The sequence below is a fragment of the Halorubrum ezzemoulense genome (genome assembly GCF_004126515.1).
Classification (GTDB): domain Archaea; phylum Halobacteriota; class Halobacteria; order Halobacteriales; family Haloferacaceae; genus Halorubrum; species Halorubrum ezzemoulense.
Window position 1 is genome coordinate 2270588 of sequence record NZ_CP034940.1, and the last position, 14601, is coordinate 2285188.

At 67.8% G+C, this 14601-nt stretch carries 13 protein-coding genes, 1 tRNA gene and 1 pseudogene; 6 read left to right on the plus strand and 9 right to left on the minus strand.

The features are described from left to right. Positions 1 to 34 precede the first annotated feature (34 nt). Complete coding sequence (locus tag EO776_RS11450) at positions 35 to 1282, plus strand: RNA-guided endonuclease InsQ/TnpB family protein (RefSeq protein ID WP_129452408.1); 1248 nt, start codon at positions 35 to 37, stop codon at positions 1280 to 1282. 76 nt (positions 1283 to 1358) lie between these two features. On the opposite strand, the pseudogene EO776_RS19775 reads toward EO776_RS11450, so the two are convergent. Beyond that, positions 1359 to 1595: pseudogene (locus EO776_RS19775) on the minus strand (hypothetical protein); the annotation flags it as partial. 132 nt (positions 1596 to 1727) lie between these two features. Between EO776_RS19775 and EO776_RS11460 the strand changes: the two are divergent. Both EO776_RS11460 and EO776_RS11465 read left to right on the plus strand, forming a co-directional pair. Next, the gene (locus EO776_RS11460) at positions 1728 to 1931 is read left to right on the plus strand and encodes a hypothetical protein (protein ID WP_049931656.1); all 204 of its coding nucleotides are present in this window, start codon (positions 1728 to 1730) and stop codon (positions 1929 to 1931) included. A 74-nt stretch (positions 1932 to 2005) separates the two neighbouring features. Continuing rightward, positions 2006 to 2362, plus strand: a complete 357-nt coding sequence (locus EO776_RS11465; RefSeq protein ID WP_049931657.1) for a helix-turn-helix domain-containing protein — start codon at positions 2006 to 2008, stop codon at positions 2360 to 2362. A 25-nt stretch (positions 2363 to 2387) separates the two neighbouring features. Here EO776_RS11465 and EO776_RS11470 read toward each other — a convergent pair whose 3' ends face one another. From EO776_RS11470 to EO776_RS11495, 6 genes are all read right to left on the minus strand, one after another. Beyond that, positions 2388 to 2921, minus strand: coding sequence for a hypothetical protein (locus EO776_RS11470; RefSeq protein WP_049931658.1), 534 nt, complete (start codon positions 2919 to 2921; stop codon positions 2388 to 2390). Positions 2922 to 2996: 75 nt separating this feature from the next. After that, entirely contained in the window at positions 2997 to 4316 is a 1320-nt protein-coding gene (locus tag EO776_RS11475) for an ABC transporter ATP-binding protein (RefSeq protein WP_089308171.1), read from the minus strand. Further along, positions 4313 to 5404: an ABC transporter ATP-binding protein gene (locus tag EO776_RS11480; protein ID WP_049931659.1), complete on the minus strand. Its 1092-nt coding sequence runs from the start codon at positions 5402 to 5404 to the stop codon at positions 4313 to 4315. Before EO776_RS11480 ends, EO776_RS11475 begins: the two co-directional genes overlap by 4 nt. Beyond that, positions 5404 to 6489: an ABC transporter permease gene (locus EO776_RS11485; RefSeq protein ID WP_049931660.1), complete on the minus strand. Its 1086-nt coding sequence runs from the start codon at positions 6487 to 6489 to the stop codon at positions 5404 to 5406. Before EO776_RS11485 ends, EO776_RS11480 begins: the two co-directional genes overlap by 1 nt. A gap of 3 nt (positions 6490 to 6492) precedes the next feature. Next, positions 6493 to 7443, minus strand: coding sequence for an ABC transporter permease (locus tag EO776_RS11490; RefSeq protein ID WP_049931661.1), 951 nt, complete (start codon positions 7441 to 7443; stop codon positions 6493 to 6495). A 38-nt stretch (positions 7444 to 7481) separates the two neighbouring features. After that, positions 7482 to 9110 carry an ABC transporter substrate-binding protein gene (locus EO776_RS11495; protein WP_086215606.1) on the minus strand — a complete coding sequence of 543 codons (1629 nt, stop codon included), beginning with the start codon at positions 9108 to 9110 and terminating at the stop codon, positions 7482 to 7484. A 295-nt stretch (positions 9111 to 9405) separates the two neighbouring features. Between EO776_RS11495 and EO776_RS11500 the strand changes: the two genes are divergently transcribed. Both EO776_RS11500 and EO776_RS11505 read left to right on the plus strand, forming a co-directional pair. Beyond that, positions 9406 to 11064, plus strand: coding sequence for a gamma-glutamyltransferase family protein (locus tag EO776_RS11500; RefSeq protein WP_094521071.1), 1659 nt, complete (start codon positions 9406 to 9408; stop codon positions 11062 to 11064). Positions 11065 to 11339: 275 nt separating this feature from the next. Next, positions 11340 to 12728, plus strand: coding sequence for an ABC transporter substrate-binding protein (locus EO776_RS11505; protein WP_129452409.1), 1389 nt, complete (start codon positions 11340 to 11342; stop codon positions 12726 to 12728). A gap of 190 nt (positions 12729 to 12918) precedes the next feature. Here the strand turns inward: EO776_RS11505 and EO776_RS11510 are convergent. Beyond that, positions 12919 to 12989: transfer RNA gene (locus EO776_RS11510), tRNA-Gly, on the minus strand. A 98-nt stretch (positions 12990 to 13087) separates the two neighbouring features. Then, entirely contained in the window at positions 13088 to 13795 is a 708-nt protein-coding gene (locus EO776_RS11515) for an enoyl-CoA hydratase/isomerase family protein (protein ID WP_089308175.1), read from the minus strand. A 59-nt stretch (positions 13796 to 13854) separates the two neighbouring features. On the opposite strand from EO776_RS11515, the gene EO776_RS11520 reads away from it, so the two are divergent. After that, complete coding sequence (locus EO776_RS11520) at positions 13855 to 14517, plus strand: DUF7114 family protein (protein ID WP_049931667.1); 663 nt, start codon at positions 13855 to 13857, stop codon at positions 14515 to 14517. The last annotated feature ends 84 nt before the right edge of the window (positions 14518 to 14601 follow it).

A 14601-nucleotide genomic window follows, 5' to 3' on the forward strand; every position in this document is an offset into this window, starting at 1 on the left:
ACCATATAAGTACCATCGGGTACTCCCTGAAACTATGGGCGTGCGTCGAACCGCCGTCGTGAAACTCGCCGTTTCCGACGAGCAACGCGACGCACTCCATCGAACCGCCGAGCAATACCTGTACTGCGCGAACCGAACCGCCGACTACTGTTGGTCCGACACCTCCTACGCCGAGTGTAAGACCAACAAGCGAGAGGTTCGTGACGCGCTCTACGCCGAACTTCGAGAGGAGACAGACCTACAGGCCCAACTTGTTCAAGCCGCTATCAAACACGCTGTCGAAGCTGTCAAAGCGTGTGTCGAACGGTGGAAAAAGGGACAGCGCGTCTCTCAACCGACGTTTACCGCCGAAACGATGGACTACGACACGCGGAGCGCGACCTTCTACCGGAACAAGGTGTCGCTGGCAACTGTTGAGGGCCGAGTCGAACCGTCGTTCGTTCTCCCGGCAGACAGTCCGACGCCCTACGAGCGGTACGTACTCTCCGAGAGCTACGAGTTCCGTGAGAGTACGCTTCGGTACGACGCGGCCACTGACGAGTTCTACCTCAACATTTCGACGCGGCGGACAGACGGTGACGATGAGGTTTCGGAAGATACCGGGCACTCCGACCAAACGGTCCTCGGTATCGACCTCGGCGTCAACAGCCTCGCTGTGTCCTCAACCGGCACGTTTTGGCAGGGGGACGACTACGACCACTGGTGTCGTGAGTTCGAGAAGCGACGTGGCGAGATGCAACAACGCGGCACGCAGGCCGCACACAAGGCCCTGCTTCGCCTCGGGAAGCGAGAGGAAGCCTGGCGCAAACAGTACATCCACACGATCGCCAACGAACTCGTCTCGGAAGCCGTCGAACACGACTGCGACGTGATCGCATTCGAGGACTTGAGTGACATTCGAGAGCGGCTTCCACACGCGAAGTGGCACCACGTCTGGGCGTTCCGACGCCTGTTTGAATACGTCTCCTACAAAGCCCCTGAACAGGGCGTCTCCGTAGAGCAGGTCGAGCCGACCCATACATCCCAACGCTGTTCTCGGACGGACTGTGGGTTCACGCACGACGGCAACCGCCAGGGCGAACACTTCGAGTGCCAGAAGTGTGGGTATGAACTGAACGCGGATTATAACGCTGCAAAGAATATTGGCGTGCGGTACGCTCGGAAGCGACAACACAAACTCCGTTCCTCGCCCAAGTCGGGGAGCGGAGACGCACCAGTAGACGTGCGTGTGACTGGTGGGACGTTGAACGGTGAGAGTCACCAGCCTATTGCTGGCGACTGATTGCCGGGAGTCCACATCAAAGCCCTACCCTCAAGGACCGAGGCGCGGAGCGCCGAGGGAGTAGGGTAGGGTAGTTTACTCTGTCCCAGAGGGTCGTGCTGCTCCCCGCGGACACCGCGTGCGTCCCCACGCGGGTGACGCGTGACTGGTCGGTCGAAGCGCGCGTTTCGCCCGGGGCGAGGAAGAAGTAGACGCCCCGGTCGGGCCAGTCCATGTACCCGGTACACTCCTTGAGCTTCCGCGGTCCGCCGACCCGGCGCGCGAGGTCGTCGAGCAGGTCGTAGAAGCGATCGAGGTCGGCCCGGCGAGTCATCCCTACGGCCCGATCGCCCCGGCGTCGAAAGAGTCTGATCACTCGACCCGGGTGGCTCGGCGCCCGGGGAACAGCGTCGCTCGGCCGCCGAGCGGACGAACCGTTTTCAGGTCGCCGCACGAGTCGACCCCCATGGACCACCGCTGTCCGGACTGTGGCGTCACGATGGAGGAGGTCGAGTTCAGCATGGGCGACGCGTGGAACGCGCACGTCAGGACCGGCGAGAAGCGGTCAGGGCTCCTCGGGAAGCTCGGCATGAACGAGCGCAAGGAGCTGACGACCGTGATGTGTCCGGAGTGCGGGCTTGTGCGTCACTACGCCGAGTTCGAGGAGTGACGCGGGGTCGGCGGGCGCCGCCGCGGACTCGCCCGTTCCGAAGCCGTCATGCCGCTCGCTCGTGAACGGCGGGTATGGACGAGCAATCGACCGACGAGTACACGCGGCTCGTGGCGGAGAACGGGCTCGCGCTCCTGTTCACGAACCGAGTGCGGGCGCGGGTCGTCGCGGCGCTATTTTACGCGTCCGAGCCGCTGCCGGTCGATCGGATCGCCGAGGGCGCGGGCGTCGACCGGACTGTCGTCCACGAGGCGCTCGACGGACTCGAACGGTTCGGAATCCTGGAGATCGATCGGACCGAGGGGCGCGACCCCGACCGATACGCGCTCGACGAATCGGACGATCTCACCGAGGCGCTCCGGGCGGTCGCGGAGCTCGCGACCGAGCGTTACCATCAGGAAGAGATCGACATCCCGAGCGACGACGAGTGAGGCCCTGCGGCGCCCCGGACGCGGGTCACTCGATCCGGACGGTCGTCTCGTCGTAGACGCCTTTTCCGGCGGGGTCGTCCACGGCGAGCCCGGCGCCGATCGTGTGTTCCCCGCGGTCGGCGGGCCGCCACTCCGTCTCCGAGACCTGGAAGCTCTGCTGCCACCGCCGGGTGAACCGTCGCCGCTCCCCGCGGTCGAGCGTGAACCGCGCTTCCGACTCCGGGAGCGGTTCGGACACCTGTGACGCGTCGCGGTGCCCGTCGACGTGCCACGTCCACGGGACCGGGGACCGCGTCCGAACGGTTACCGGGACCGGAAGCGGGTTCCGGAGCTCGATCGCCACCGGGATCGGCTCGCCCGCTTCGTACACGGTCGCCGGCGTGTCGACGCTGACGGAGACGGCCCAGCGGTGAAGCCGCGCCGGGAGCAGCCACCGTGCGAGCGTCGCCGCCGGGAGCGTCTTGGCGGCCCGAGGGCGGTGGCGTTCGACGGACTCATTCGGCCGGAACGGGTCGTCGTCGGAGCGGTCGACGCCGTCCCGCCGACGTGAGCGAGGCATGCGTGGAGGTTCCCGCCGGGAGGAATAAGCGTGTCGTCGGGGCCGCTCCCGGGCGGGAGGGACGACGGACCGGGGTCAGTCGTCGCCGCTCGCGGCCGAGCCGGGGGCGGTACCGTCGTCGGGCGCCGCCCCCTCGGTCGGCCCGGCTTCGTAAGCCGGGTCGAAGAGGTGACACGCGACGCGCCCCGCGTCGGTCTGGCGGAGCACCGGTTCGTCCGTCGAGCAGGGCGTGTCGAACGTCTCGTCGAGCACCCGCTCGGCGTGCTCGAACTCCTCGTCGGCGACTAGCCGGAGCGCCTCTTGGACCACTTCCTCTGCCTCCGGGTCCGACAGCGTCGATGGGAGGTCGAGCTCCTCGCGGAGCGCCTCCATCAGCGCGCTCTCGCCGGCGTCGAACGTCTCGACGGCGATGTCCTCCTCGCGGGCGCGGTGGCGGAGCGACATGACCGCGCGCCACTCCGCCTGCTCGAACTCGTAGTCCGAGGGCGGGATGACGCGGGGACACCGCGTGTGGAACTTACAGCCGGACGGGGGATCGATCGGGGAGGGAACCGACCCCTCCAGCAGGATCCGGTCGCCCTCCCACAGCGGGTCCGGCTCCGGGATCGCCGACAGCAGCGCCTCGGTGTACGGGTGTTGCGGCGGCGCGAACAGCTCCTCTGGCGTGCCGATCTCAGCCATCTTGCCGAGGTACATGACGGCGATCTCGTCGGCGATGTGCTCGACGACGGAGAGGTCGTGCGCGATGAACAGGTACGCGATCCCAAGCTCGTCTTGGAGGTCCTCCAACAGGTTGAGGATCTGGGCCTGAACCGACACGTCGAGCGCCGAGACGGGCTCGTCGCAGACGATGAAGTCGGGGTCCACGGCGAGCGCGCGGGCGATCCCGATCCGCTGGAGCTGTCCGCCGGAGAACTCGTGCGGGTACCGGTTGGCGTGGCTCGCGTTGAGCCCGACGCGGTCGAGCAGTTCCTTGATCCGGGCGTCGCGGGAGACACCCCCCTCGATCCCGTGGATGTCGAGCGCCTCTCCGATGATGTCGTTCACCGTCAGCCGCGGGTTGAGGCTCGACTGCGGGTTCTGGAAGATTATCTGCATCTCTTTTCGCAGATCCCGGAGCTCCCTGTCGGAGAACGTCGTGATGTCCTCGCCCTTGAAGTACACGGAGCCGGCGGTCGGCTCGCGGAGCTGGAGGATCGACCGGCCGATGCTGCTCTTCCCGCAGCCGCTCTCGCCGACCAGCCCCAGCGTCTCTCCCGCTTCGATCTCGAAGGAGACCCCGTCGACCGCCTTCACCTTCTTTTGTCGGCCGAGGAGCCGGTCGATGAAGTCGCTCTCGGACTCGTAGTACTTCTCGAGCCCCTCGACGCGGAGGAGCGGCTCGGAGCCGCTCATCGGTCGCTCACCCCCGCTGAGCTCGCCGCGTCGCCCGACCCGACCGGGTCGTCCTCGCCGCGGACGGTCACCTCGTAGTCGAGTTCGCCGGTGAGTTCGCCGGTGTGTGCGAGACACGCGGCGCTCTGCGCGTCGCTGTTGATCGGGTCCGCGGGCTCTCCCGTCTCGACGTCGACGAGCTGGGGCTCCATGCGGGTACACGACTCCTCGGCGTACGGACACCGGGGGTGGAAGTTACAGCCCGGCGGCATCTCGATCAGGTCCGGCATCCGGCCCGGGATCGTCTGGAGCCGGTCGCGCTCGTCGCCGATACGCGGGATGGAGCTCATCAGCCCGACGGTGTACGGGTGTTGCGGGTCGTAGTACACGTCCTCGACCGGCGCCATCTCCACCGGGTGGCCGGCGTACATCACCATGACCCGGTCACAGAACTCGGCGACGACGCCGAGGTCGTGGGTGATGAGCTGGATGGCGGTGTCGAACTCGGTCGCGACCTCCTCCAGCAGTTCGAGGATCTGCGCCTCGATGGTGACGTCGAGCGCGGTGGTCGGCTCGTCGGCGATGATCAGGTCGGGGTCGCACGACAGCGCGATCGCGATCACGACGCGCTGTTGCATCCCGCCGGAGAACTCGTGCGGGTAGTCGCTGTACCGCTCGGCGGCCGAGGGGATCCCGACCGACTCCAGCGTCTCGATGGCGCGCTCGCGCGCCGCTTCCTCGTCGAGCCCGATGTGGTACCGGATCGCCTCCGAGATCTGCTCGCCCACCGTGTACGACGGGTTCAGCGCGGTCCCGGCGTCCTGGAAGATCATCGCGATCTCGTTGCCGCGGAGTTCGCGCATCTCCTCTTCATCCATCTCCAAGATGTTCTGGCCCTTGAACCGGATCTCGCCGCTCTCGATGACGCCCGGCTCGTCGATGAGGCGCATCAGCGCGAGGCTCGTGACGCTCTTCCCGGCCCCGCTCTCGCCGACGACGCCGAACCGCTCGCCGGCCTCGATCCGGTACGAGAGGTCGTTCGTCGCCTTGACGACCCCGTCGTCGGTGTAGAACCGCACGTTGAGGTCCTCGACTTCGAGCATCGCCATCAGCGGAGCCCCCCGGTGTCGGTGTCGGTCTGGTCGCCCTGCGGGTCGAACGCGTCGCGGACGCCGTCGCCGACGAGGTTGATCGCCATCACGAAGACGAAGATGGCGAGGCCCGGGAACAGCCCGGCCCACCAGCGGCCGCGGGCGATCGCGTCCTGCTCGACGTTGAGCATGACGCCCCACTCCGCGCTCGCCGGGGACAGGCCGAGCCCGATGAACCCGAGCGCCGCGGCGACGAGCACCGTGGTGCCGATGCTGAGCGTCGCCTGAACGATCACCGGCGCCATGGCGTTCGGGAGGATGTGCCGCGCGATGATCGAGCGGTCGCGGGAGCCGAGCGCCTTCGCCGCGGTGACGTACTCGTTCTCCTTCACGCTCAGGATCTCGCCGCGGATGATGCGGGCGTACGGGAGCCACCCGACGACGACCAGGGCGAGGATCATCTCCCAGTAGCCGCGACCGAGGACGGCGATGACCGCGATCGCGAGCACGATGAACGGGAACGCGTACAGCAGGTCGACGAGGCGCATGATGATCTCGTCGATCTTGCCGCCGTAGTACCCCGCGATCGAGCCGAGCGGGATCCCGACGAGGAGGGCCATGGCGACGGCGATGAAGCCGATCGAGAGGCTCCAGCGCCCGCCGTACATCACCCGCGAGAGGATGTCGCGGCCGGCCCAGTCGGCGCCGAACAGGTAGAGTCCGGTGGGCGGCCAAGTGAGGAGGTTCTCCAGGGTGGGCTCCCGGTACCCGGTGATCACGTCTTGGTTCGCGGGGTCGGCCGGCGCGAGCGAGAACGGCTGGACCGTCTCTCCGGCCAGCACCGGGAAGCTAGTCGGGAGCTGGATCGGACGGGAGAACACCGCGAGCAGCACCATGAAGACGATTGTGGCCGCACCGAACAGCGCGAGGCGGTTCCGTTTGAACCGCATCCACGCGTACTCGAGGCGACCGCGCCCCTCCTCCGACTGGAGGTCGGGCTGCCACGAGGAGAGCGGGTCCCGGGAGTCGACGCGCTCGACGTCGAAGCCGGAGACCCGTATTCGTCCGCGTTCCGTCGTCCGCTGTGAGGTTTCGCTTGACATTATCTAGTATCGGATTCTGGGATCGAGGTACGCGTAGAGCACGTCGGCGACGAAGTTCGCGAGTATCACGGCGACGCCGATCAGGAGGACGATCGCCTGGATGACCGGGAAGTCGCGGTTACCCACCCGATCGACGAGCAGCCGTCCGATACCCGGATACGAGAAGACGATCTCGACGACGACGGAGCCGCTGATGATGAACGCGACCTGGATCGCCGCCACGGTGACGACGGAGATCAGCGAGTTCCGCAGGACGTGTTTCCGGACGACCGTCCGCTCCGGGAGCCCCTTCGCGCGCGCCGTCCGGACGTAGTCTTTGTCGAGTTCCTCCACCATCGAGGACCGCATCAGTCGCATCAGCAGAGCCGTGGAACCGGTCCCGATGGTGATCGCCGGCAACAGGGTGTACACCAGCATGTCGTAGCTGAGGATCCCCTTACTGGTGGGCGGCAGGATGGGGAACAGGTCGAGCCAGCTCGCGAAGATCAAGAGCAGCAGCAGGCCGAGCAGGAAGTTCGGGATCGCGATCCCGAGCAGCGCGAACACGCGGCTGGCCTGATCGATCTTGGTGTTGCGGTAGTACGCCGCGATCACGCCGGTCGGGATCGCCGTGGCGAGCGTGACGCCGAACGCCATGATCCCCATCACGAGCGTGTACGGGAGCCGCTCCATGATCTCGTTTATCACCGGGTCGCGGGTGATGATCGACCGGCCGAAGTCGCCGGTCGCCGCGCTGGTGACCCAGTCGATGTACTGGATGTACACCGGCTGGTCGAGGCCGTACTCGGCCCGGATCTCCATCTCCGTCTGCGGATCGAGCTCCGTGAACAGCGTGATGAAGTCGATCGGGTCGCCGGGAATGGCGTGGACCATCCCGAAGGTGAGCAGGGATATCCCGAGCAGCAGCGGGATGGTTATCAGGCTGCGTTTAATGACAAATCGTTGGAGACTCATCGGGGTGAATTGAGGGCGCTATCGGATGTTTGAGACCGTTACTCCGCCGGGTACACGATCTCGTCGAGGTGCGGCTTGTACAGCGTGTTGTACCGGTTGCTCGCGTTCGGGTGCGGGCTCCACTGGTCGACAGACTCGACGTTGGCCGGGTTGAGCACGTCGATCACGTCGCCGGTCCACATGTTCGCCATCGGGACCTCCTGCGCGACGAGCTCTTGGATGTCCTGGTAGATCGGGAGTCGCTCCTCGGCGCCGAGGGTCGTCTGCCCCTCGGTGATCAGCGAGTCCATCTCCTCGTTCTCGTAGAGGTTCCAGTTGAATCCGTCGGGGACGTGCTGGCTGGAGTGGAGCAGCTGGTTGATGTGGCCGTCCGGGTCGGAGCCGCCCGTCCAGCCGATGCCGACGACGTCGGTGCTGGCCGCGGCGCCCTCGGGGTCGAGCAGGAACGGGACGAGGTCGTCGAAGGCGCGGACGTCGAGCTCCGCGTTGAAGTACTCGGTCTCGTCCATCGTCTGCTGGATGATCTCCATCCACCGCTCGCGGGTCCGGTTGACGTTGGTGATGAAGGAGACGTCGAACGGCGCCTCGATGCCCTCCTCCTCGAACGCCTCGCCGATGAGCCGGAGGCCCTCCTCCTCGTCCTGGCCGACGTACTCGTCGAGGAGGTTCTGCTCGTGCTCGGGGTCCCAGAACGCTCCGAGACCGGGGCTGATCGGGCCGGCGAGCTCCGTCGCATAGCCGCCGAAGACGGCCTCGATGACGTCGGACTTCGGGAGTAACCGGGTCATCCCGCGGCGGAGCTTCTCGTTGGTGAACGGGCTCTGGTTGACCGGATAGGTGATGAAGTCGAACCCGACGGCGCTGCCGGTGACGACCTCGCCGGTCTGGTTCTCCCACTGGTCGAGCTCGAAGGGCGCCGCGTTGTCGATCATGTCGAGCTCGCCGGCGGCCATCGCCTCCTCCTGCGAGACCTGCTCTGGGATGACCCGGATCGTGACCCGGTCCCACGGCGCCGTGCCGGGGTAGTCGTCGCCGTCGTACCAGTAGTCGTCGTAGGGGACGAGGACGGCTCGGTCCTCGGCCGAGAACTCCTCCAGCTCCCACGGTCCGGTACCGAGGGTCTGCTCGGTGAACGAGTGGTCGTCCTGTTCCGGGCTTTCGCTGATCGCGTCGGTCTTGCTCGTGAGGATCGGGACCGCGGCGAGGTCGTTCAAGAACGGCGCGTGCGGGTCGGTCGAGGTGATTTCGACCTCGTAGTCGCCGAGTATCTCGACGTTCTCGATGAAGGAGACATCGGCGTCGTTCGTCGTGCCGCTCGTCCGGTTGATGGAGAACTGAACGTCCTCGGCGGTGAACTCGTCGCCGTTATGGAACGTGACCCCCTCGCGGAGCTGGAACCGGAACGTGGTGTCGTCGACCTGCTCGTAGCTGGAGGCGAGTTCGCCCCGGAACTCGGAGTAGTCGAACGTCAGCGCGACCAACCGCTCGTAGGCCATGGTGCCGACGACGGAGTTGGAGGTCGCGTCCGTGATGATCGTCGGGTCGAACGTGCCCGGGTTCGCAGCCGCCGACGCGACGAACTCGTTCGTGCCGTCGCCGCCGTCGGACCCGTCGCCGCCGTCGCCGCCGACACAACCTGCGAGGCCGACGACGCTCGCACCGCCCATTGCGGCGAGAACCCGTCGGCGAGTCGCTGCCGATTTTGTCTGTCCGTTGTCAGAGTGAGACATACCAACACGTACACGTCGGTCGTTAAAAACTATTCTATTCAGTACATCAGGTCGTCATCCGTACAGTAATTGACCGATTCGGTGACAATTGGACGTATTAACATGATCGTTCACTATTGTCTGGCGAAGCGCGACCGAGCCCCGCCTTCCGGTGGCAGATCGTTCGGTCGGGAGCGAACAGACCGGATAGATCCGGATCGATGTTTATGTGCCGGGCGACCGGATCGAGAGTATGGATCCGGACTTAGACCGATTCACCTCGCGGCGGTCGACCGTGTACGGCGAGCGCGGCGTGGTGGCGACAAGCCAGCCGCTCGCGAGCCAGGCGGGGATCGAGGTGTTACGCGAGGGGGGCAACGCGTTCGACGCGGCGGTCGCGACCGCCGCCGCGCTCAACGTCGTCGAGCCGACCTCAACCGGGCTCGGCGGCGACGTGTTCGCGCTGTACCGGACCGCCGACGGCGAGGTCGGCGCGATGCGCTCCTGCGGCGGCGCGCCCGCCGACGCGACGATCGAAAGTGTGCGGGCGGCGCTCGCCGAGGACGACGACGCCGACTCCTACTACCCGGACGACGGCGGCTACGCGGTCGACGACGCCGGCGAGGCCGAGATGCCGTTCTACGGGCCGCACGCGGTCACCGTCCCGGGGACGGCCCGCGGCTGGGAGGCGACCGTTGAGAAGCTGGGTCGGCTCACGCTCGCCGACGCGCTCGCACCGGCGATCCGGTACGCGACCGAGGGGTACCCGGTGTCCGAGGTGATCGCCTCCTACTGGGCGAGCGCCGACGCGCTGTTCACCGACGACCATGCCCGCGAGGCGTTCCTGTTCGACGGCGAGCCGCCGGCCGTCGGCCAGACGGTGACGCTCCCGCGGCTCGGCGAGTCGATGGAGACGATCGCAGAGGAGGGCGCGGACGCCGTCTACGAGGGCGAGATCGCCGAGGCGATCGCCGACGAGGTCCAGTCGCAGGGCGGGTTCATGACCGTCGACGACCTCGCCGAGTTCGAGGTCGAGTGGCCGGAGCCGATGTCGACGACGTACAACGGCGCCGAGGTGTACGAGCTACCGCCGAACAATCAGGGGCTCATCGCGCTGGAGGCGCTCAACGTCGCCGCCGAACTGGGCGCGGGCGAGCACGACTACGACTCTCCCGAGCGCATCCACTACTTCGCCGAGGCATTGAAGCGAGCCTTCCACGACGGCCACCGCTACATCACCGACCCGGAGTACGAGGAGATCCCCCCGCTCGCGTCGGCCGACTGGGCCGCCGAGCGCGCCGCCCGCGTCGGCGAGACCGCCTCGCACGACGTCTCCTTCGGGGTGCCGAACGCGAACGCGGAGGACGCCGACACCGTGCTGCTCACGGTCGCCGACGACGCCGGGAACGTCGTCTCCTACATCAACTCGCGGTTCGCCGGCTTCGGCTCCGGGCTCGTCGCGGGCGACACCGGCATCGCCCTCCAGAACCGCGGGGCCTCGTTCTCGCTCGACCCGGACCACCCGAACAGCCTCGAACCAGGCAAGCGCCCCTTCCACACCCTCATCCCTGGCGTGGTCCGGTTCGACGAGGACGACTGGGCGGCGTTCGGCGTGATGGGCGGGTACATGCAGCCGCAGGGCCACGTCCAGGTGATCTCGAATCTGGTCGACTACGATATGCCCCTCCAGCGCGCGCTCGACGAGCCGCGGTGGCGCTACCGCGAGGGCGGCGAACTCGCGCTCGAACCTCACTTCGACGACGACGCCGCAGCCAAACTGGTCCGGAAGGATCACGACGTGCGGACGCTCTCGCCGGTCATGTTCGGCGGCGCGCAGATCGCTCGCAACCGCGACGGGGTCCTCTCGGCCGCCACCGAACCCCGGAAGGACGGGAACGCGCAGGGGTACTGAGCCGACGGGTGGCGGCGAGGTGCGGTCGAGTCCCCGTCGCCACGGCGGCCGATCCCGGGTCGACGGGGCGTCCCGTTCGCGTTCCGTCAGGCGCCCCCGACCACCTATCAGCGAGCGGGAACGACCCGCGTTTCCGGTCGCCGCCGGTCCGGCCCGAGACGCACCGTAAGCCTCCCAGACCGCGAGAGGAGCCGTCTGAATCCGGGGAGTTCGCGGGTGTGGTATTTGTGGTCGTGGATACACTTATAATGGCTCGCATGGTATTCGCTCACAGGATGAAGCGAAGAATCCAGCGACGCGACGTACTCAAGGGCGCCGGCGCGGTCGGCATCGCGGGGCTCGCCGGCTGCTCGACGGAGAGCGGCGACGGGTCCGACGGCGGCGACGGGTCCGACGGAGACGACGGCAGCGACGGGATGGACGGGGACGACGGCTCCGACGGGTCCGACGGCGACCAGAGCAACGTCCCGGACGCCGTGATGGTCGTCGGGTTCCCGCAGTCCGGTATCCAGCTGTTCCGCGACTTCTACTCGGACTTCGCCGACAGCGCGCCCGACCTCGACATCATCGTCCCCGACGGGCTGATCGACAGCGACCTGCCCGGCGAGGTCGACAACGACATGAACAACGTCATCGGCACCGCGCCCTCGGCCGGCGGTCCCGGCGCGGAGTTCTTCACCGAGTCGTATCAGGAGGAGTACGGCGAGGAGCCGGGCGTGTTCACGGCGCAGGCGTACGACGCGATGGCGGTCGAGATCCTCGCGGCGACCGCCGCGGGCGAGAACAGCGGCGAGGCGATCCGCGACCGCGTCCGGACCGTCGCTAATCCCGGCGGCGACGAGTTCGGCCCCGCGGACCTCCCCGAGGCCGTCGAGACGGTCGCCGCCGGCGATCCGGTCCACTACGTGGGCGCGTCCTCGGGCGTCAACTTCGACGTCAACGGCGACATCGCCACCGCCGCGTACGACATCGTCGACTTCCAAGACGGCGAACTCGTCACCCTCGACACCGTCGAGTTCGGCAACGAACTCTCCGAGGAGGACCGGAACGCGACCGCCGCGGACCCGGTCGGCGTCGACTCGTTCACCGCGCGAATCGGCGTGTTGATGCCGGAGACGGGTGACCTTGGTCCGCTCGGCGTCCCGATCCGCGACGGCGCCCTGCTCGCGGCGACGCAGGTCAACGACGCGGGGATCAACGTCGACGTCGAGACCCGAGTTGAGGACACGCAGACGGACCCGCAGGCCGGTATCTCGGGCGCGAACGCCATCGTCAACGCGGGCTACGGCGCCGTCGTGGGCCCGGCGTCGTCGAACGTTAACCTCCAGGTCTCGGACCAGGTGTTCATCCCGAACGGCGTCGTCGGCATCTCGCCGTCCTCGACCGACCCGAACGTGACCGATCTGGAGGACAACGACTACATCTTCCGGACCGCGCCCTCCGACCTGCTTCAGGGGCCCGCGATGGCCGACCTCGCCGTCAGCGACACGGTCGGCGCGGCGAGTTCAGGGACGCTGTACCTCAACGACGCCTACGGCCAGTCGCTGGAGGAGTCGTACGTGAACGCCTTCGAGGAGCGCGACGGGACGATTACCGAGCGCGTCTCGTTCGAGCCGAACCAGGCGACGTACACCAGCCAGTGGTCGAGCGTGCTGAACCAGTAGGAACCTCGACGGAGACCCGTTCCGGTTTTTCGCACGTGAACCGCGCCGGCCGGTTCTAAGAGAGTTGAACCGCAACTGATAGCATTCAAATCTCTCTCGGTAATTTCCTCGCTTCGCTCAGAAAATACACCGGCCGGGACTCCCGCAAATGAAGCGAGCGGGAGTCAGGCCGGGGCACGATCGCAGGAAGTGCACCGGCCGAGATTTGAACTCGGGTTGCAACCATGGCAAGGTTGCGTGATACCACTACACTACCGGTGCGTGCTTCGCACTCATCTCTTGTTTAGAGACTCACTTAAGTCTTTGAGATCAAGACTGCCGGGCGACGTGGACGGTGCGGTGACGCCGCGGCGGCCACCTCACCGCTCGCGCTGTCGCGCGATCTCGTCGGCGTGGGCGTCGTGAAGGTCGGCGAACGCCGCGGCCTCCGCGCGCTCCTGTGCCCCGTCGTCCCGACGGTCGCGGAGCCGGCGCTTGATCGCCGCCAGCGCGTCGGCCTCGCCCGCCGCTATCTCGTCGGCCACCGATCTGGGGTCGTCGACGACGCGCGAGACAAGCCCGGTCCGGAGGGCGGCCTCTGCGTCGAGTACCCGTCCCGAGAGCGCGACGTCGAGCGCCTCCCCCTCGCCCATCACCCGCGGTAGTCGCACCGTTCCGCCCCACGCGCCGAACAGACCGAGGGAGACCCCCGGCTCGGCGAACGTCGCCCGCGGCGTCGCGACGCGCACGTCCGCCGCCAGCGCCAGTTCGACGCCGCCGCCGCGGGCGGGACCGTCGACCCCGCAGACGACGGCCGACGGCGAGTCCTCGATCGCGGCGGCCACGCGCTGGCCCCGCCGCGCGAACGTTTCCGGGTCGTCGAGCGCCGCGACCGCGTCGAGGTCGGCGCCGGCGCAGAAGGCGTCGCCCGCGCCGCGGAGGTACGTCACCGGCGCCCGGGGGCCGGCCGCGGGCGGTTCGAAGGCCTCGCGCAAGGCGGTCAGGTCGGCGGGGCGCAGCGCGTTGCGCGCTTCGGGGCGGTCGAGCGTGACGACGCGCACGTCGCCGTCGGTTCGGGTTCGGATCACGGGACGGAATCCCGTTCGTTTCCAAAGGTCTTTGCCCTTCGCTCGTCTACCGGTTACCAATGGACGATGCCGCGCGAGCGCGTGACGCCGCGCGCGAGGCGCTCGCGGACGTCGAGCCCGAACAGCTCCGCGAGGCCCTCGACGCGCGAATCGGCGAGGCGGCGGTGACCCCCGGCGTGCTGGCGCTGGTCACCGCTCGCGCGCTCGACCCCGACGTCGAGCTCGGCGACGTGACCGATCGCGCCGCCGGCGTACAGCTCATCTACGAGGGGTTGCGGCTCACCCGTACGGTGGCCCGCGAGGAGCCGTGGGTGACCGCGCCGACCGCCGCCGACATCGACGCGGACATGGACATCCTCGCTGCCGACGTGCTCGTCTCCCGCGGCTTCTCGCTCCTAGCGTGTACCGACGCCGCCCGCCCCGCGGTCGACGTGGTGCGCGCGTTCGGCCGCGACCAGACGCTCCGCGACCGCGAGGGGACGGACGCCGAGACGGCGGTCGGGCTCGACCGCAACCTGGAGGTCGACGCGCTGGAACTCGCCGTCGTCGCCGGGACCACGGCGGTCGGCGGCGACCCGCCCGAGGAACTCCTCGCGTACGCCCGCGACCTCGCGGCCGACTGCGACGGCGAGTTCCCGCCCGCGGGCCGGGCGCTACCTGAGACGACCGCCGACCGTATCGCCGATATCTCGGATCGCGCCGTCAGCGCGACCGATCGGTGACCGGATCGGGGGCGACGCCGGAACCGGTCCCGATTCCCGGACGTCGCGCCTGCGGATCGAAACCCATAAAGTCGAATCCGGTCA

Bases quoted from the DNA above. Each gene is read 5' to 3' on its own strand.
- EO776_RS11485 (WP_049931660.1), bottom strand. From the start codon at position 6,489: ATGTCAAGCGAAACCTCACAGCGGACGACGGAACGCGGACGAATACGG.
- EO776_RS11520 (WP_049931667.1), top strand. From the start codon at position 13,855: ATGGACGATGCCGCGCGAGCGCGTGACGCCGCGCGCGAGGCGCTCGCG.
- EO776_RS11460 (WP_049931656.1), top strand. From the start codon at position 1,728: ATGGACCACCGCTGTCCGGACTGTGGCGTCACGATGGAGGAGGTCGAG.
- EO776_RS11495 (WP_086215606.1), bottom strand. From the start codon at position 9,110: ATGGGCGGTGCGAGCGTCGTCGGCCTCGCAGGTTGTGTCGGCGGCGAC.
- EO776_RS11450 (WP_129452408.1), top strand. From the start codon at position 35: ATGGGCGTGCGTCGAACCGCCGTCGTGAAACTCGCCGTTTCCGACGAG.
- EO776_RS11475 (WP_089308171.1), bottom strand. From the start codon at position 4,316: ATGAGCGGCTCCGAGCCGCTCCTCCGCGTCGAGGGGCTCGAGAAGTAC.
- EO776_RS11490 (WP_049931661.1), bottom strand. From the start codon at position 7,443: ATGAGTCTCCAACGATTTGTCATTAAACGCAGCCTGATAACCATCCCG.
- EO776_RS11480 (WP_049931659.1), bottom strand. From the start codon at position 5,404: ATGGCGATGCTCGAAGTCGAGGACCTCAACGTGCGGTTCTACACCGAC.
- EO776_RS11505 (WP_129452409.1), top strand. From the start codon at position 11,340: ATGAAGCGAAGAATCCAGCGACGCGACGTACTCAAGGGCGCCGGCGCG.
- EO776_RS11470 (WP_049931658.1), bottom strand. From the start codon at position 2,921: ATGCCTCGCTCACGTCGGCGGGACGGCGTCGACCGCTCCGACGACGAC.
- EO776_RS11500 (WP_094521071.1), top strand. From the start codon at position 9,406: ATGGATCCGGACTTAGACCGATTCACCTCGCGGCGGTCGACCGTGTAC.
- EO776_RS11465 (WP_049931657.1), top strand. From the start codon at position 2,006: ATGGACGAGCAATCGACCGACGAGTACACGCGGCTCGTGGCGGAGAAC.